The 17,198-nt window shown below is 63.4% G+C and carries 13 protein-coding genes and 2 tRNA genes; 3 read left to right on the top strand and 12 right to left on the bottom strand.

Annotated features, from left to right (window positions below):
* The first annotated feature begins 373 nt into the window (after window positions 1–373).
* Window positions 374–1,447: a hypothetical protein gene (locus tag ABMA10_RS00075; RefSeq protein WP_347869927.1), complete on the top strand. Its 1,074-nt coding sequence runs from the start codon at window positions 374–376 to the stop codon at window positions 1,445–1,447.
* A gap of 206 nt (window positions 1,448–1,653) precedes the next feature.
* Here the strand turns inward: ABMA10_RS00075 and ABMA10_RS00070 are convergent, their stop codons facing one another.
* On the bottom strand, window positions 1,654–1,962 hold the full coding sequence (locus tag ABMA10_RS00070; RefSeq protein WP_431031013.1) for a hypothetical protein: 309 nt from the start codon (window positions 1,960–1,962) through the stop codon (window positions 1,654–1,656).
* Between the two features lie 131 nt (window positions 1,963–2,093).
* On the opposite strand from ABMA10_RS00070, the gene istA reads away from it, so the two are divergent.
* Window positions 2,094–3,350, top strand: a complete 1,257-nt coding sequence (gene istA, locus ABMA10_RS00065; protein ID WP_347868913.1) for an IS21 family transposase — start codon at window positions 2,094–2,096, stop codon at window positions 3,348–3,350.
* Entirely contained in the window at window positions 3,347–4,156 is an 810-nt protein-coding gene (istB, locus tag ABMA10_RS00060) for an IS21-like element helper ATPase IstB (RefSeq protein WP_347868871.1), read from the top strand. Before istA ends, istB begins: the two co-directional genes overlap by 4 nt.
* A gap of 51 nt (window positions 4,157–4,207) precedes the next feature.
* Here istB and ABMA10_RS00055 read toward each other — a convergent pair whose 3' ends face one another.
* The 11 genes from ABMA10_RS00055 to dnaA form a co-directional block, all read right to left on the bottom strand.
* Window positions 4,208–5,005 carry a hypothetical protein gene (locus ABMA10_RS00055; RefSeq protein ID WP_414693672.1) on the bottom strand — a complete coding sequence of 266 codons (798 nt, stop codon included), beginning with the start codon at window positions 5,003–5,005 and terminating at the stop codon, window positions 4,208–4,210.
* A 772-nt stretch (window positions 5,006–5,777) separates the two neighbouring features.
* Window positions 5,778–5,850: transfer RNA gene (locus tag ABMA10_RS00050), tRNA-Ala, on the bottom strand.
* A gap of 95 nt (window positions 5,851–5,945) precedes the next feature.
* Window positions 5,946–6,019: transfer RNA gene (locus tag ABMA10_RS00045), tRNA-Ile, on the bottom strand.
* An 89-nt stretch (window positions 6,020–6,108) separates the two neighbouring features.
* Window positions 6,109–6,516, bottom strand: a complete 408-nt coding sequence (locus ABMA10_RS00040) for a DUF3566 domain-containing protein (RefSeq protein WP_056010202.1) — start codon at window positions 6,514–6,516, stop codon at window positions 6,109–6,111.
* Complete coding sequence (gene gyrA, locus ABMA10_RS00035) at window positions 6,506–9,127, bottom strand: DNA gyrase subunit A (protein WP_347868873.1); 2,622 nt, start codon at window positions 9,125–9,127, stop codon at window positions 6,506–6,508. Before gyrA ends, ABMA10_RS00040 begins: the two co-directional genes overlap by 11 nt.
* A 118-nt stretch (window positions 9,128–9,245) precedes the next feature.
* Complete coding sequence (gene gyrB / locus ABMA10_RS00030; protein WP_347868874.1) at window positions 9,246–11,255, bottom strand: DNA topoisomerase (ATP-hydrolyzing) subunit B; 2,010 nt, start codon at window positions 11,253–11,255, stop codon at window positions 9,246–9,248.
* A gap of 122 nt (window positions 11,256–11,377) precedes the next feature.
* Entirely contained in the window at window positions 11,378–11,902 is a 525-nt protein-coding gene (locus tag ABMA10_RS00025; RefSeq protein ID WP_347868875.1) for a DUF721 domain-containing protein, read from the bottom strand.
* Window positions 11,895–13,106, bottom strand: coding sequence for a DNA replication/repair protein RecF (recF, locus tag ABMA10_RS00020; RefSeq protein WP_347868876.1), 1,212 nt, complete (start codon window positions 13,104–13,106; stop codon window positions 11,895–11,897). Before recF ends, ABMA10_RS00025 begins: the two co-directional genes overlap by 8 nt.
* 147 nt (window positions 13,107–13,253) lie before the next feature.
* Window positions 13,254–14,141 (bottom strand): phosphogluconate dehydrogenase (NAD(+)-dependent, decarboxylating), encoded by an 888-nt coding sequence (gene gnd / locus ABMA10_RS00015; protein ID WP_431031012.1) that lies wholly within the window; start codon window positions 14,139–14,141, stop codon window positions 13,254–13,256.
* A gap of 17 nt (window positions 14,142–14,158) precedes the next feature.
* The gene (gene dnaN, locus ABMA10_RS00010) at window positions 14,159–15,310 is read right to left on the bottom strand and encodes a DNA polymerase III subunit beta (RefSeq protein WP_347868878.1); all 1,152 of its coding nucleotides are present in this window, start codon (window positions 15,308–15,310) and stop codon (window positions 14,159–14,161) included.
* Window positions 15,311–15,776: 466 nt separating this feature from the next.
* Window positions 15,777–17,198, bottom strand: a complete 1,422-nt coding sequence (gene dnaA / locus ABMA10_RS00005; protein ID WP_347868879.1) for a chromosomal replication initiator protein DnaA — start codon at window positions 17,196–17,198, stop codon at window positions 15,777–15,779.

Below are 17,198 nucleotides of genomic sequence, written 5' to 3'. Positions count from 1 at the left end.
CCACAACCCTGGCCGCTGTGTCTCTTACGCGAAGAGTCTTCCTGACTTCAACGGACCCGCAAGTTGCCCATGATAACCTCAGTTATCAGAACTATTCCTCGACTACTGTCACTGCCTGGGCACGGTCGGCCTCGGAAGGTGGAGTTGCCGACTGTTATCCAACTGAGGCTCATTCGAGCGCACTTCTGCTCAATTCCGCGGGGCGTGTGAGCCGCAGTGACACGAGGCGTGCTCGAACTTGTGGTGAGATAACCGTGAGCGCACCGAACCGTCCTACTCGTACCCGACGACCTCGCCTACATCGGTGTCGGTCGGCCATGAAGCACGTTAGGTGCCGCGGGGCTCAACGTCACGCCGAGACTGCGGAGGAATCATGATGGCAGCCGAGAGGGAGGTCTCAGTCATCGGCTGTGACGAGTCAGGGTCGGAGGGCGAAAGTCTGGTCGCGAGCCAGCACCCCGTGTTCGTTCATGCGAGCGTGAACCTGCCCGAAGACGCGGCCACGGACTTGCGCGACTGGATGCGTGCCGCAACTCGCACACAGGCGTCAGAGATGAAGTCGAAGACCGCTCTACTCCCCAAAAACCGAGCGGTCCTCCTTGAAGCACTCGACCAGCTGTTGGGCGCGGCGAACGTCGCGCTCGTCGACAAGGGCTACTTCCTCACGAGCAAACTCGTGGAGACGCTCATCGGCCCGCACGCTGAGCAGTGGGGCACCGATATCGGCCGCTCCGGCCTTGGCAGGGTTCTAGCCGAGCAGCTGAATCGTTGCGCATCTGCCGCAGTCGGCACACATCGGTGGGACGCCCTCCTCGGCAGCTACAACTCGCTCGTCCGCTCTCATCGACGAGAGAGTGCGAACCCGCCGACCGTGCAACCGTTCTTCGACGCCCTGAAGGATGCATTCGACAACTGCACCGATGAGGACACTCGCGAGGTCCTCTCGATGCTGTGGGAGTCACGGCTGTTCGCGTACGAGTATGCAGGTCGAAGCGAGGTAGAGCTGCGTGAGCTGGATCCTCTGATGCCGACGATGAGCGCTGTCGCGCGAAACTGGTCGATGCGCATCGGTGACGCGCCGTTCACGTTCCTCGCCGACACGTACAGCGGACTGACGCCTACGGTGAGGGAATACATCGTGGACGCGTCCCGCATACCGCTCTCGGTTGGGGGTTACGTACTTCCTCGGCCAAATCTCTGCGGAATCTCTCTCGTGGACTCACGCTCCGATGCTCGTGTCCAGCTCGCCGACATACTCGCGGGTGTCGGTCGGGAGGTTGCCCGCATAGCGATGGCCGGCGAGTTCGACGACGAGCTCCAGGTGGCAATCCACGAGATGCTGGACAACACGGTGATGGCATCCGATGGCTCACCGCTGGATATTCTGGTGCACCGACGCCCGCTTCGGTACCGCGATGAGTGGGTTGATCAGCAATGGGATGCGTAGGGTGACAGCGAACGACCTCTTCGCCCGGCTAGGAAGCCAGACGGGGAGGTCGGTGCGCGAACGGTGTCTCAAGTGTCGGTCAGGACTAGACGGAGACCGCATCCCGTTCGCGTCGCCCAGACGCGAGGTCTTTGCCGAGCGCGTCCACAAACCACGACGTGATCGTAGCGGGATGAGTAGTCGCCTTCCAGACCACCAGACGGATGCTAGAGCGGACGCGGGCCGAAAGTTCCGTCATCTCCGATGATCACGCCGTGCTCGATGAAGCCACTCAGTTCTTTCTCGAAAGACCAAGAGGATGTGAACTGCTCGACCAAGTCACCTGAGTTATCTATGCGATGTGCAGCCACAAGCCTCACCACTAGCAACGAGACAGTACTCAACAGGCTCATGACCAACGCATCCGGCTGCTGGTTCTCGGCGTGTTTCACAGCGGTATAGACATCTCGGATGGCACGCGCCAGGCCGGCGTTCGACGTTGCGGCGTTCGACCAAGCGGCGCCGCTCTTGGCCAACGCGCGGAAGGCGTACGTGGCGAAGGTCGGTGTTGGCTTCTTTCCGGGACCAGGCGTCGAGTGTTGACGCCGAAGTAGAACGGACCCTGTAGCGCCAGGTTGGATTGGACCCCCTAGCTCAAGCTAGGAGGATGATTTCAGTGGATACGTGGGCAGAGATTCGGCGGTTGCATCGTTCTGAGAAGGTTCCGATCAAGCAGATCGCGAGGGATCTTGGGATCGGGCGGAACACGGTCCGTCGGGCGTTGCGGGGTGAGGATCCGCCGGATCGGTCGCGGGGTCCGCGGGGTTCGAAGATCGATGTCTTCGTGCCGCAGATCCGTGCGCTGTTGATGGAGTATCCGAAGATGCCGGCGACGGTGATCGCGGAGCGTGTCGGTTGGACGTTCTCGCCGTCGTTGTTTCGGGAGCGGGTGTCTGAGCTGCGGCCGGAGTATCAAGGCATCGATCCCGCGGATCGGCTCTCGTATCAGGCGGGTGAGGTGATCCAGTGTGATCTGTGGTTCCCTGAGGCGCGAGTTCCCGTCGGCGGGGGCCAGGATCGTGTCTTGCCGGTGTTGGTGATGGTGTCCGGCTTCTCCAGGCGGATCGAGGCGATTATGCTGCCGTCTCGGCAGGGCGGTGATCTCACTGCGGGTATGTGGTCGCTGCTGCAGAGGTTCGGCGGGGTGCCGAAATCGTTGCTCTGGGATCGAGAGGCTGCGATCGGCGGGTTGGGCAAGCCCACCGTCCTCGCGGCGACGTTCGTGGGGACGCTGGCGACCAGGCTGCGTTTGGCCCCGCCACGAGACCCGGAGACGAAGGGCATCGTCGAGCGCGCGAACCGCTTTCTGGAGACCTCGTTCCTGCCCGGCCGGATTTTCCAAGACCGAGATGACTTCAACGCCCAGATGACGACCTGGTTGGAGACCAGAGCGAATCAGCGGAAGGTCCGTGCGATCGCTGCCCGTCCCGTCGAGCTCGCTGTCCCTGACCGGGCGGCGATGCTCCCACTTCCGGCGAAGCCCCCTGTCACTGGTCTCACGCATCGGATCAGACTGGCCCGGGATTATTACGTCCGTCTCGATGGGAACGACTATTCCGTCGATCCTCGGTTCATCGGCCGATTCGTCGATGTTCGCGCGACGCTTGATGACGTCACGATCTCCTGCGCCGGACAGGCCGCGGGACGGCATGCCCGGTCGTTGCGCAACGGGATGACGATCACCGATCCCGGGCACGTCACCGCGGCGGCGAAGCTACGCGCCCACTACCAACGGCCCAAGCCCTCCGGGGTTCGTGAGCACCCGGACGGGCATCGGGTCCAACTTCGGGCGCTGTCCGACTACGACGCCTTATTCGGCGTCGATTTCACCACCAAAACCGAATACGAGAAAGAAGCACGATGACCTCCAAGAGCAGCACGATCGACGCTCCTATTCCGAAGACCACCGAGCAGGTTGCATCCAAGATCGCCTATCTCGCCAGAGCTCTCAAGACCCCGACGATCGGGCGGGTCTGGGAAGACCTCGCGGACCGCGCCAGGGTCGAGAACTGGGCGCATGAGGAATATCTCGCAGCCGTCCTTGAACGCCAGCTCGCGGACCGTGAATCCGCCGGGACGACGATGCGGATCCGGACCGCGCACTTCCCCGCAGTCAAGACCCTCGAGGACTTCAATCTCGATCACCTCCCGTCTCTGCGTAAAGACGTCCTCGCGCACCTCGCGACGTCGACGTTCGTCGCGAAAGCAGAGAACGTGATCCTGCTCGGCCCGCCCGGGATCGGGAAGACGCACCTCGCGATCGGGCTCGGCGTCAAAGCCACCCACGCCGGATACTCCGTCCTCTTCGACACCGCGAACAACTGGATCGCGAGACTCGCGGCCGCCCACCACCAGGGGCAGCTCGAGGCCGAGCTGAAGAAGATCCGCCGCTACAAACTCATCATCATCGACGAAATTGGCTACATCCCCTTCGACCAGGACGCCGCGAACCTGTTCTTCCAACTCGTCGCATCTCGCTACGAGCAAGGCTCGATCATGGTCACCTCGAACCTCCCGTTCAGCCGCTGGGGTGAGACGTTCGGCGACGACGTCGTCGCGGCAGCGATGATCGACCGCCTCGTCCACCACTCCGAAGTCCTTACCCTCTCCGGCGACTCCTACCGCACCCACGGCCGCCGCGACCTCATCAAGCAGACAGAGAAGAACTAAGCTCAACCAACGAAGAGGGGTCCACCCCAGACCGGCGCAAAGGGGTCCGTTCTAGCTCGGCGCTAACATCGAGTATGTCTCGCGTTCTCCATCCACCTTCGACTGCCGCTTCCCCCATGCGTCGATGAAGATACCGGTGGCGAGAATGACGTCGTCGACGAACGGCTCAGGTCGGGATAACACCGCCACAGTCGGCGCGATCAGTCGCTCCCACGCCTCGTCCCACGAGTCGGCCCACGCTTGTAGCCCCAACTCGCCGATGTCCCTGAGCCAAAGGATCGCACCGCTCCGGGAAAATGGTCCGCTCGGCAACTCGAAGTCGCGGACCGTCCGTCTCGTCACGAATGGCCGCTTGGGCGTGAAGTACTCGACCGTGTCGTTCGAGCGCGGAAGCCGTTCGGAGAAGCTCGAGCTCACGATCGAGTGCTCTCGGTATCTGGACGGTGCCCCGAACATCAATGCAACGAGACTTCGAACCTTCCAATGCTCGTCCAAGTGCCTGTCCGCCGAGCTCGGCTCAGGGAATCGGCTCACGAGATGCGTAAGTTCGATGAGCGACCATGCGCTTCGGTCTTCCGGAGCGTCGGTCCGCCATCCCTTCTCGATTCGCATCGTTGCGCCATTCTGCGTCCACTGAAGTGGCTGGATGCTCTCGTCTGTCGTGATGTCGACGCGCTCGACGAGACCGTTGTCGAAGTGGTGAGATGTGAGCAGGAGACTTCGCTGGTTCCACCATTCCCCGAGACCGGAGACAACGCTGCTCAACTCGTCAAAACCCGTGGGCACGTGTATTGACGTTTGCGTGCCCCTGAGAACCACCTCGTCCGCAACGAACTGAGCGGAGGACACAAATCCGTTCCGCGAGCGTCTCACGCTACGGATTTTCGCCAGCGTGAATTGCCCATCCAGGGATTGGAACAAACACTGGTCCGGAAGAAATTGGTCACCACGGAACCACAGCGACTCGTGCGCTGAGTCCTCCCCGAATAGTCCGCGGCCGGCTTCCGTGCTCACTTCGAACTGAACCGGGCCATCGGAGTCGAACCGTAAGGTCGCCGGGTACGCGTGCTGGGAACCACCCTCGTAGGTCCGTAACGTACCGGAGAACACTCGTCCTGGCTCGAACGCGTCAACACTCACTCGCACCCCCAACGCGACGTCTACCGCCAAGCGTATGCGCTGACGGCGCTGCGAGCGTCTGAATACCGATCGCCAAAGCACGATTGTGTTGCTACTCATTAACAGTGCTCTCCACAGCTGTGCACTTCAGAGGTCCGAGGCTGCCATGATCAGCACCGCACCTGAACGACGCTGGGCACCCGTGAATCCACTCGCGCGGAGCCATTCAAGACTGAGGCGCACCGGGCGCACACCGCCATGCCGCCGCACAAGATCGCCGTGTTTACGGGCGCAGGGCAGACACACGGGGCGCACCGGACCCAATACAGATCACTACCGATGATCGCCACTTCACTACCGGTCCGGCTTGCGCCATCTGACGGACCTGAATTGAACTCGTAGCGCTCCCGCGACCGAAAAGGGTTGATTTCACGCTGATCTCTCCGGCGTCTGCCGCAAACAAAGCAGCCCCCGGCGTTGGCCGGGGGCTGCTTCTGAACTGTGGAGCCTGGGAGAATCGAACTCCCGACATCCTGCTTGCAAAGCAGGCGCTCTACCAACTGAGCTAAGGCCCCGAACAGATCCGGATACGAGACCCTGATCCATCGGTGGTGTTGCAGTGTTGCTGGTCGTGCAGTACTTCTGACGTGCTGTGGTTCTGACGTCGGTGTGGGGCTACCAGGACTTGAACCTGGGACCTCTTCGTTATCAGCGAAGCGCTCTAACCGCCTGAGCTATAGCCCCGTTTTGAACCTTGATGAGACTACCCGATTCCCAGCGCATCTCATAATCGACAAGCACAGGATCGAGATGCGCTGGGGTGAAGGGATGGATCAGTTGTTGGTGAACCCGACGAGCAGGCCACCGGTGATCTTCACGCTGAGGTTGTAGAGACCCGCGAGCAGGGCTCCCATCAGCGTGATCACGATGAGGTTCAGCAGGGCGACGATGCCCGCGAACGCCATGACCTGCGGCAGGTTCACGTACTGCAGGATGTTGTTGCCGGGCCCCGCGATGTCTGTGAAGAGGCCGCCCACCTTCGTGAAGACACCGGTGGTGTTCAGCACCGTGTACACGAGGAAGAAGAACACCACGATGACCACGGCGACGGCGATCGCCGCGAGGAACGACAGCTTCACCGCCGACCAGAAGTCGATGTACACCAGCTTGAGGCGCACCTGCTTGGTGCTGGTGCGTTTGGTCGACTTCTTGGCCAACTTCTCTGCGACGCTACTGCTCATCTACTTCTTCCTTCATCGCCGGGGATTCCTCCGGCACGGATGTCTCGGGTGTTGAACCCTCCGGCGCCACTGCGTCTGCAACGGCCTCCGGAACATCCTGGGTCTCAAGGTTTCGGTCACTGTTCTTGGCCAGCGCGATGATTCGGTCACTCTCCGCGAAACGTGCGAAGACGACGCCCATCGTGTCGCGCCCCTTCGCTGGAACTTCGGCCACGGCAGACCTTACCACCTTGCCACTGGCAAGAACCACAAGGACCTCGTCGCCCTCGTCGACGATCAGGGCGCCTGCGAGCGTGCCTCGATCGTCGTTCAACTTGGCCACCTTGATGCCCAGACCGCCGCGGTTCTGCCCGCGATACTGGTCGACACTCGTGCGCTTGGCGTACCCGCCCTCGGTGACGACGAAGACGAACGCGTCGCTCTCCTCACCCTCGACGGTGGGGAGCACGGAGGCCGAGAGGAGCTTGTCCTCGCCACGGAACTGCATGCCTCGGACACCGCTCGTCGAGCGACCCATCGGTCGCAGCGCCTCGTCGGTCGCGGTGAACCGGATCGACATGCCCTTGCGTGAGACGAGCAGCACATCGCTGTCGTTCTCCACCAGGAGTGCGGAGGCGAGCTCGTCGCCTTCGCGCAGGTTGATCGCGATGATGCCGCCGGAACGGTTCGTGTCGTACTCCGACAGTGCAGTCTTCTTGACGAGCCCGTCGTGGGTCGCGAGGACGAGGTAGGTCGCTGCCTCGTAGTCGCGGATGTCGAGGATCTCGGCGATCTCCTCGTCCGGCTGCATGGCGAGCAGGTTCGCGACGTGCTGGCCCTTCGCGTCGCGGCCGGCTTCCTGCAGCTCGTAGGCCTTCGCTCGGTAGACCCGGCCCTTGTTGGTGAAGAACAGCAGCCAGTGGTGCGTGGTCGTGACGAAGAAGTGGTCGATCACGTCGTCGGCGCGCAGCTGGGCACCCTTGACGCCCTTGCCACCGCGGTGCTGCTGGCGGTAGTTGTCGCTCCGGGTGCGCTTGATGTAGCCGCCGCGGGTGACGGTGATGACCATCTCCTCTTCGGGGATGAGGTCTTCCATGTTCATGTCGCCGTCGAAGCCGAACATGATCTCGGTGCGGCGGTCATCGCCGAACTTGTCGACGATCGCGGTGAGCTCTTCGCTGACGATCTCGCGCTGACGCACCGGCTTCGCAAGGATGTCCTTGAGGTCGGCGATCTGTGCTTCGATCTCGGCGGCCTCATCGATGATCTTCTGACGCTCGAGGGCGGCGAGACGACGCAGCTGCATGTCGAGGATGGCGCTGGCCTGGAGCTCGTCGATCTCGAGGAGTTCCATGAGGCCACCGCGGGCCTCTTCGGCTGACGGCGAGCGACGGATGAGGGCGATGACCTCGTCGAGCGCGTCGAGCGCCTTGAGGTAGCCGCGCAGGATGTGAGCGCGCTCCTCCTTCTTGCGGAGGCGGAACACCGTGCGCCGCACGATGACCTCGATCTGGTGGGTGACCCAGTGCGTGATGAAGCCGTCGAGCGGGAGGGTGCGGGGCACTCCGTCGACGATCGCGAGCATGTTCGCACCGAAGTTGTCCTGCAGGGGCGTGTGCTTGTAGAGGTTGTTCAGGACGACCTTCGCGACCGCGTCGCGCTTCAGCACGATGACGAGGCGCTGGCCGGTCCGGCCGGAGGTCTCGTCGCGGATGTCGGCGACACCACCGAGGCGGCCCTCCTTGACGAGGTCGGCGATCTTCAGCGCGAGGTTGTCGGGGTTCACCTGGTAGGGGAGTTCGGTGACGACGAGGCAGGTGCGACCCTGGATCTCCTCGACGTTGACGACGGCCCGCATCGTGATCGAACCGCGGCCGGTGAGGTAGGCGTCCTGGATGCCCTTGACGCCGAGGATCTGCGCGCCGGTCGGGAAGTCGGGACCCTTGATCCGCTGCATGAGGGCCGCGAGGAGCTCCTCGCGGTTCGCGTCGGGGTTCGCCAGGTGCCACAGTGCACCGTCCGCGACCTCGCGGAGGTTGTGCGGTGGGATGTTCGTGGCCATACCGACGGCGATGCCGACGGACCCGTTCACGAGCAGGTTCGGGAAGCGTGCCGGCAGGACGACGGGCTCCTGCGACTCACCGTCGTAGTTGGGCTGGAAGTCGACGGTCTCCTCGTCGATGTCCCGGACCATCTCCATGGCCAACGGAGCCATCTTCGTCTCGGTGTATCGGGGAGCTGCAGCGCCGTCGTTACCGGGCGAACCGAAGTTGCCCTGTCCGAGCGCGAGCGGGTAGCGGAGGCTCCACGGCTGGACGAGACGCACGAGGGCGTCGTAGATGGCCGAGTCACCGTGCGGGTGGAACTGACCCATGACGTCGCCGACGACGCGGGCACACTTCGAGAAGGAACGATCGGGACGGTAACCGCCGTCGTACATCGCGTAGATCACGCGACGGTGCACGGGCTTCAGGCCGTCGCGGACATCGGGCAGCGCCCGGCCCACGATGACGCTCATCGCGTAGTCGAGGTAGCTGCGCTGCATCTCGAGCTGGAGGTCGACCTGGTCGATGCGTCCGTGCACGCCGTGGTCTTCGGGAGCCGTGCTCTCGTCGGTGGTGTCGTCTGCCATGTGTCTACTTCTCCTGGTCCCTGAGCCTGTCGAAGGGCCTGTTTCGTGCGAGGTGGATCACTTCGACAAGCTCAGTGACCGGTTGGTGAATGGCCGGTCGCTGAGCCTGTCCAAGGGGTTAGATGTCGAGGAAGCGGACGTCTTTCGCGTTCTTCTGGATGAAGGTCCTGCGCGACTCGACGTCTTCGCCCATCAGCGTGGAGAAGATCTCGTCAGCAGCTGCTGCGTCGTCGAGCGTGACCTGGAGGAGCGTCCGCGTCTGCGGGTCCATCGTGGTCTCCCACAGCTCCTTGTAGTTCATCTCGCCGAGACCCTTGTAGCGCTGGATGCCGTTCTCCTTGGGGATGCGCTTGCCGGAGGCGACGCCGTCAGTGAGGAGCGCGTCGCGTTCGCGGTCGCTGTACACGTACTGGTGCTCGGCGTTCGACCACTTGAGGCGGTACAGCGGCGGCTGCGCGAGGTACACGTAGCCGAGGTCGACCAAGGGACGCATGTAGCGGAAGAGCAGCGTGAGCAGCAGCGTGGTGATGTGCTGACCGTCGACGTCGGCATCGGCCATGAGGACGATCTTGTGGTAGCGAACCTTGTCGGGGTTGAAGTCCTCGCCGATGCCGGCACCGAATGCCGTGATCATCGCCTGGACCTCGTTGTTGGCGAGGGCGCGGTCGAGCCGCGCCTTCTCGACGTTGAGGATCTTGCCACGCAGCGGGAGGATCGCCTGGGTCTCGGGGTTGCGCCCCTGGACGGCGGAACCGCCTGCCGAGTCGCCCTCGACGATGAAGATCTCGGACAGCGATGGGTCCTTCGACTGGCAGTCCTTGAGCTTGCCCGGCATGCCGCCGCCCTCGAGGAGCCCCTTACGGCGAGCGGTCTCACGCGCCTTGCGGGCAGCGAGACGAGCGGTGGCCGCCTGGAGCGCCTTACGGATGATCTCCTTGGCCTGCAGCGGATTGCGATCGAACCAGTCGTTCAGCTGCTCGCTCACGACCTTCTGGACGAACGCCTTCGCCTCGGTGTTGCCGAGCTTGGTCTTCGTCTGGCCTTCGAACTGGGGCTCGGAGAGCTTCACGGAGATGACGGCGGTGAGTCCTTCGCGGACGTCGTCTCCGGAGAGGTTGTCGTCCTTCTCCTTGAGGATGCCCTTCTCGCGGGCGTACCGGTTCACGAGACCGGTGAGCGCGGCGCGGAAGCCTTCCTCGTGGGTCCCGCCCTCGTGGGTGTTGATCGTGTTCGCGTAGGTGTGGACGCTCTCGTTGTAGGCGGTCGTCCACTGCATCGCGACCTCGAGCGCGATCTTGCGCTCGGTGTTCTCCGACTCGAAGGAGATGATCTCGTCGTGGACGAGCTCAGCGCGCTTGGCCTTGTTGAGGTACTCGACGTAGTCGGTCAGGCCGCGCTCGTAGAGGAAGACATCCTTGCGCTGCGAGTGCGCGGCCGAGTTGTCGTCGATGTCTTCCGCTTCGATGGCATCGCGGAGCGGCCGTTCGTCGGCGAGCTCGATGCGGAGGCCCTTGTTCAGGAAGGCCATCTGCTGGAAACGCGTACGAAGCGTCTCGTAGTCGAACTCGGTCGTCTCGAAGGTGTCGGCGCTCGGCCAGAACGTGATCGTGGTTCCGGTCTCGTTCGAGGGCTCGTCCTCATGCAGGGGGGCGTCCGGCACACCGTGCTGGAAACTCTGGCGCCACACGGAACCCTGTCGGCGGACCTCGACGTCGAGGCGTGTGGAGAGCGCGTTGACGACGGACGAGCCGACGCCGTGCAGGCCACCGGACACCGCGTAGCCGCTGCCACCGAACTTTCCACCCGCGTGCAGGATGGTGAGGACGACCTCGACGGTCGACTTCTTCTCGACCGGGTGGATGTCGACCGGGATGCCTCGACCGTTGTCGATGACGCGGACGCCGCCGTCCTCGAGGATGGTCACGAGGATCTTGTCGCAGTAGCCGGCAAGGGCCTCATCGACAGAGTTGTCGACGATCTCGTAGACCAAGTGGTGCAGACCACGAGGACCGGTGGACCCGATGTACATACCGGGCCGTTTCCGGACGGCTTCGAGACCTTCGAGAACCTGGATGGCACTTGCGCCGTAATCAGAGTCTTCGGCGTGCGTATTCGGTTCTGATGTCATAGAAAAGAGAGCTCCAAACCGTCGAGATTCGACCGTTCCATCCTACCAAACAGACGCGAGGAAGCCGCGTGAAAACGCCCGTTTGAGCCACCTTTTCGCGCCCGGAGGGCGTATTTGCCTCCCTAGCCGTAAGTATCGCGTGGACCACGCCCTGGAATCGACCTGGGACCTCTTTTCCAGGAGGGTGCTCCAGGGCCCTGAAAACGGATCGTGTCGACGCCGGCGTCCGGGTACAGCTCGGCGATGCGGACGAGGATCTCGTGGCGCATGTGTCGGAGCTGCGTCGCCCATGCCGTCGACTGGCACTGCACGAGCAACACGCCGTCCGCGATCGACACCGGTTCGGAGTACCTCGCAGTGTCCTCCCCGCAGAGCTCCGCCCAGTTGCCGAGGAGCTCGTGCTGCGCCAGCGGAGAGTTCCAGCCGAGACCCGCGGTCAGCGAGTCGATCACCGAGCCGAGACCCTTCGGGTCGCGGCCGACACCGTACGGCACGGAATCCTGTGGACCCGAGGCTGCTCGGTCGCGCCGCTTCCGGTCCCGGGAGACCCGCTCGCCGCCGAAGATCTCCTTGAACCGGAGATACACGGACGCGGAGAGCTCACCAGCAGGATCCGCGTCACGGCCGAGGCGTCGTGGTTCAGTCATTGATCGACTCCGCGACGACGAGATGATCGGCCGGCTCGTCCACGATCCGTCCCGCCTCGATCCGCACCACGTGCGCCGTGAAACGCTCCGGTACGTCGTCGAAGACGGCAGCGGTGATGATCACCTGGTCGTACCCGGCGACCGCAGCAGCCAACCGCTCGCGGCGACGCGAGTCGAGTTCAGCGAAGACATCGTCCAGGATGAGAACCGGGTCGCCGAGCGAGGAGTCGGCTCGCAGGAGTTCCGCGGAGGCCAGCTTCGCCGCGAGTGCGAACGACCAGGACTCGCCGTGGCTGGCGTATCCCTTCACCGGCAGACCGTTGAGGCCGAAGAACACGTCGTCCCGGTGCGGCCCGACCAACGTGAGACCGCGTTCCAACTCACCGGCACGCTTGTCGGCGAGCGCAGCGCGGAACCGTTCCTCGATGCGCGAGAGATCCACCGGCGCTCCCGGTTCCAGACCCTCGGCCGGCCCTGTCTCCTCCGTGTCGTCCTCTGCATCGGTGCCCGAGATGCTCAGCACCGGCAGCAGCACCGGTCGGTGATCGTCGTCGGCTACTGCGCGATACGCCTCTCGAAGCGGTACACCGAGGTTCGCGATCAGCTTGAGCCGCTCAGCGATGATCTCCGTGCCGTACTGCACGAGCCGGTCGTCCCAGAGGTCGAGCGTTGCGAGCGGCCCGGACTTCAGTCCCCGGGCACGAGCGGATTTCAGCAGGGAGTTCCTCTGCTTGAGCGACCGGTCGTAGTCGGCCATGACGCTCGCCAAGCGTGGGATCCGCTGGACGAGGAGCTGATCGACGAAGCGTCGGCGAGCTGACGGGTCTCCACGAACGATCAAGAGGTCTTCCGGCGCGAAGAGGACCGTCGAGACGTAGCGCGGGAGCTCACGCGGCTTGATCTGCGAGCGGTTCACCTGCGCTCGATTGGCGGATCCTCGGTTGAGTTGTACCTCGGCCAGGAGCTCACGTTCATCGTGCTCGATGCGAGCCCGGATGATCGCGGCGTCGGCGCCGTGACGGATGAGGGCCTGCTCGGAGGAGACCCGGTGCGAGCTGAGGCTGCTCAGGTAGCCGATCGCCTCGACGAGGTTCGTCTTGCCCTGACCGTTGCGGCCGACGAAGAGGTTCGGGCCGGGTTCGAGCGCGACATCGACCACCGCGTAGTTGCGGTAGTCGGTGAGATTCAGATGCCGCACGATCACCACGTCACCCTACCCCGTCGCTGTGACGTCCGAATGCCTGATCCGATCAGTCCAGGAGCGGATCTCGACGCCGCAGGGTGAACGAAATCGACCCTCCGACGAAGCCGCGGCTCGTGGAGGGTCGATTTCGTTCGTCAGGAGGCGTCGTCAGTCGGCCTTCTTGACCGCGTGGCCACCGAACTGGTTGCGCAGAGCAGCGACGGCCTTCATTGCCGGAGAGTCCTCCTGGCGAGAGACGAAGCGCGCGAAGATCGATGCGGAGATCGTGGGGACGGGAACCGCGTTCGCGATGGCCTCCTCGATGGTCCAGCGGCCTTCGCCGGAGTCGTCGACGTAGCCCTCGATCTTGTCGAGGTCGGGATCTTCCTCGAGTGCGAGCACGAGCAGCTCGAGCAACCAGGAGCGCACGACGGTGCCGCGCTGCCAGGCCTTGAACGTCCCGGGAACGTCCTTGATGATGTCCTCACGCTTGTCGAGGAGTTCGAAGCCCTCGGCATAGGCCTGCATGAGCGCGTACTCGATGCCGTTGTGGACCATCTTCGCGTAGTGGCCGGCGCCGACCTCGCCCACGTGGACGAATCCCTCATCCCGAGGGCCCTCGGGACGCAGCGCGTCGAAGACCGGCATGATGCGCTCGACCTGGGCAGCGGAACCGCCGACCATGAGACCGTAGCCGTTGTCGACACCCCAGATGCCGCCCGAAACGCCGGCGTCGATGTAGTCGATGCCCTTCGCGGAGAGCAGTTCAGCGTGTTTGAAGTCCTCGGTGAAACGGCTGTTGCCGCCGTCGATGACCAGGTCGCCGGCGTCGAGCAGGCCGTTCAGCTCCTCGACCACCGAGTCGGTGATGGCTCCCGCGGGAACCATGACCCAGACCGTGCGGGGTGCCGGAAGAGCAGCGACGAGGTCACTGATCGTCGCGACGTCCGTGACGTCGGGGTTCCGGTCGAAACCGGTGACCTCGATGCCGTTCGCACGCAGACGCGTGCGCATGTTGTTGCCCATCTTGCCGAGACCGACGAGACCGATGTGCATGGAGAATCCTTTGCGTGTCAGCGCAGCAGCAGGTTGGGCTGCAGCAGGTACTTATAGCTGTCGGCACCCGGCTGATCCTTGGAGGATTGGCTCGTGATGAGCATGGGTCCCGGCTTGTTCGTGTTCTCCGTCTTGGTGAACGAGAAGCGCACGTACTCGCTCCGGACCGCGGTCAGACCGTCGATCAGGAACTGCGGCTTCAGTGAGAGCACGATGTCGTCGCCGGTCAGGAGGGCGTCGATGCCCTCGGATGCCTGCGCCTGCTCGGATCCGACGGCCTCGAGCGTGAGCCCGTCGATGGTGAAGGTGAAGCGGAGGGCCGCTTCGCGTTCGAGGACGAGCGACATGCGTCGTGTCGCCTCGATGAGTTCTGCGGTGTTGATGATCGCGTAGTTGTCGGTCGTCTCGGGGAACAGTCGCTTCACGGGCGGGAAGTTGCCCTTGATCAGCAGCGAAGTGACCGTCTTGCGGTCGGCCCGGAATGCGATGAGCTCACGGTCGTCTCGGTTGGTGATCGCGACGTTGATGTTCCCGCTGTGGCCGAAGGTCTTGCCGACCTCCTGCAGGGTACGTGCGGGGACGAGCGCCGTGATGGTCTCGCTCGAACCGTCTCCCTGGCCGGAGTCCCAGTCGATCTCCCGGACCGCGACGCGGTAGCGGTCGGTGGCGACGAGGCTGAGGCTCGTCTTGGAGACCTCGAGCTGCACGCCGGTGATGACCGGGGTGACGTCGTCGCGACTGGCGGCCACGGCCACCTGGCTGACGGCAGTTGCGAACTCTTCAGCAGGGACGAGGCCGAAGTCGGCGTCGACCTGCGGGATCGTCGGGTACTCCTCGACGGGCATCGATCCGAGGGTGAAGCGTGCGGAGCCACAGGTGACCTCGATACGGTTCTCGACCTTGCTGAACCGGACGGGAGCGTTCGGAAGTCGGCTCGCGATCTCGGACAGGAGTCGGCCGTTGACGAGAGCCGTGCCCGGCTCTTCGACCTCAGCGGCGATGCCGGTCTGGCTGGAGACCTCGTAATCGAACGACGAGAGCATGAGGCCGTCGTCGCCGGCTTCGATCAGGATGCCGTTCAGGATCGGCAGCGTCGGGCGCTGCGGCAGCAGCTTCACTGCGAATGAGACGGCTTCGCTGAATACATCCCGGTTGACGCTGAATCGCACGACAAGTCCCCTGTCTCTGGTTCTCGATGACGTCACCAATGCTAGTGGGTCGTTCCCAAGGTCGGTTGGGCGAGGCCCTGTGGAGAAGCGAGCCTGGGGAAAGGTTGTTTGGCGGAGAGATCATTGAATTAACGGTTAACAGTCTTAACCGGTGTGGAAACTGTGGATAACTCGGCCGATCCCGCTCCAGCACTGGGAACTACATGTGTGTAACTTGGTGGTGCCCTGTGGAGAGTGGTGAGCGGGGGTGTGGGGTCGACGTCGCGGTTAAGTGTGTTCACTCACAACCCAGCCCGATGGTTCCACATCTGTCCACAAGTTATCCACAGGCCTTGAGCGCTTCCTTGTGGAAACTCCCGATGCCAGTCGTGGCGCGGGATGAGCGCTCATCGGCGCCTGATGAACGAAATCGCCCCCTCGGGCGCACCGGGCGCGTCGAAGGGGCGAAAACGTTCATCAGGACCGCTCAGGAGCCGTAGCGGAGGTTCTGCTTGATGCGGCTCGTGAGTTCCGTGACCTGGTTGTAGATCGAGCGCTTCTCCTGCATGAGGTCGGTGATCTTCCGATTGGCGTACATGACCGTCGTGTGGTCGCGGTTGCCGAACAGCTGGCCGATCTTGGGCAGGGAGAGGTTCGTCAGCTCACGGCAGAGGTACATCGCGATCTGACGCGCCGTGGCGACGGCCTGCGAGCGGCTGGAGCCGTACAGGTCGTCGACGGAGAGCTTGAAGTAGTCGGCGGTCGTGTTGATGATGTCGATCGGTGAGATGACGTTGTCGTCATCCAAGCTGATGACGTCCTTCAAGACCGTCTGAGCGAGCGTCATGTCCACTGCGGTGCGGTTGAGGCTCGCGAACGCGACCACCCGGATGAGCGTGCCTTCGAGCTCACGGATGTTGCTCGACACCTTCGTGGCGATGAACTCGAGCACCTCGTCCGGGATGTGCAGCTTCTCGTTCTGCGCCTTCTTGCGGAGGATCGCGATTCGGGTCTCGAGGTCGGGCGCCTGGACATCGGTGATGAGGCCCCACTCGAAGCGCGAGCGCATGCGCTCCTCGAAGCCGGTGAGCGCCTTCGGAGGCAGGTCGCTCGTGATGACCACCTGTTTGTTGTGGTCGTGGAGGGTGTTGAAGGTGTGGAAGAACGCCTCCTGCGTCTCCGCCTTGCCCTGGAGGAACTGGATGTCGTCGATGAGGAGGATGTCGATGTCGCGGTACCGGGACTGGAAGAACGAGCCGCGGTTGTTGGCGATCGAGTTGATGAAGTCGTTCGTGAACTCCTCGCTCGACACGTACCGGACGCGGATACCTGCGTAGAGGTTCATCGCGTAGTGGCCGATGGCGTGCAGGAGGTGTGTCTTGCCGAGACCGGAATCGCCGTAGACGAAGAGCGGGTTGTAGGCCTTCGCCGGTGCTTCAGCGACCGCCACCGCCGCAGCGTGGGCGAACCGGTTGGACTGACCGATGACGAAGTTGTCGAAGCTGTACTTCGGATTGAGCCTGGTGTCGTTCTCCCTGGCCGGCAGTGTGGGCGTCGGCGTGAGTTGCGGCTGCGGGGACTCGAGCGGCGAGGGGTCGATGTGCTGGAAGCCGGTCTGCTCGTAGCGTTCCTCGACGATGTCGGGGTTCACCACGATCGCGTAGTTGCCGACCGGACCGCCGTCGACGATCGTCGCGAGAGCTGCGACGATCGGGGCTCGCATGCGCTGGTTCAGCATGCCCATCGTGAACTCGTTGGGCACCTCGAGATAGAAGGTGCCGCCCATGATGCCCTTCGGCACGATGAGGTTGAGGAATCCGCGGAGCGGTGGCGTGATCCGCTCGTCGACGGAGAGGATCTCGAGCACCGACTGCCAGGTCTCAGCGATCGCGTCGTCGGCGTCCGACAT

The sequence above is a fragment of the Plantibacter sp. RU18 genome, assembly GCF_050613355.1.
GTDB lineage: Bacteria > Actinomycetota > Actinomycetes > Actinomycetales > Microbacteriaceae > Plantibacter.
The sequence above is the reverse complement of the archived record's forward strand: the minus strand, read 5'-3'. Positions and strand labels throughout refer to the sequence as shown.

Bases quoted from the DNA above. Each gene is read 5' to 3' on its own strand.
- ABMA10_RS00040 (WP_056010202.1), bottom strand. From the start codon at position 6,516: ATGAGCAGTAGCGTCGCAGAGAAGTTGGCCAAGAAGTCGACCAAACGC.
- dnaA (WP_347868879.1), bottom strand. From the start codon at position 17,198: ATGTCGGACGCCGACGACGCGATCGCTGAGACCTGGCAGTCGGTGCTC.
- istA (WP_347868913.1), top strand. From the start codon at position 2,094: ATGATTTCAGTGGATACGTGGGCAGAGATTCGGCGGTTGCATCGTTCT.
- ABMA10_RS00075 (WP_347869927.1), top strand. From the start codon at position 374: ATGATGGCAGCCGAGAGGGAGGTCTCAGTCATCGGCTGTGACGAGTCA.
- istB (WP_347868871.1), top strand. From the start codon at position 3,347: ATGACCTCCAAGAGCAGCACGATCGACGCTCCTATTCCGAAGACCACC.
- gnd (WP_431031012.1), bottom strand. From the start codon at position 14,141: ATGCACATCGGTCTCGTCGGTCTCGGCAAGATGGGCAACAACATGCGC.
- gyrB (WP_347868874.1), bottom strand. From the start codon at position 11,255: ATGACATCAGAACCGAATACGCACGCCGAAGACTCTGATTACGGCGCA.
- gyrA (WP_347868873.1), bottom strand. From the start codon at position 9,127: ATGGCAGACGACACCACCGACGAGAGCACGGCTCCCGAAGACCACGGC.
- ABMA10_RS00025 (WP_347868875.1), bottom strand. From the start codon at position 11,902: ATGACTGAACCACGACGCCTCGGCCGTGACGCGGATCCTGCTGGTGAG.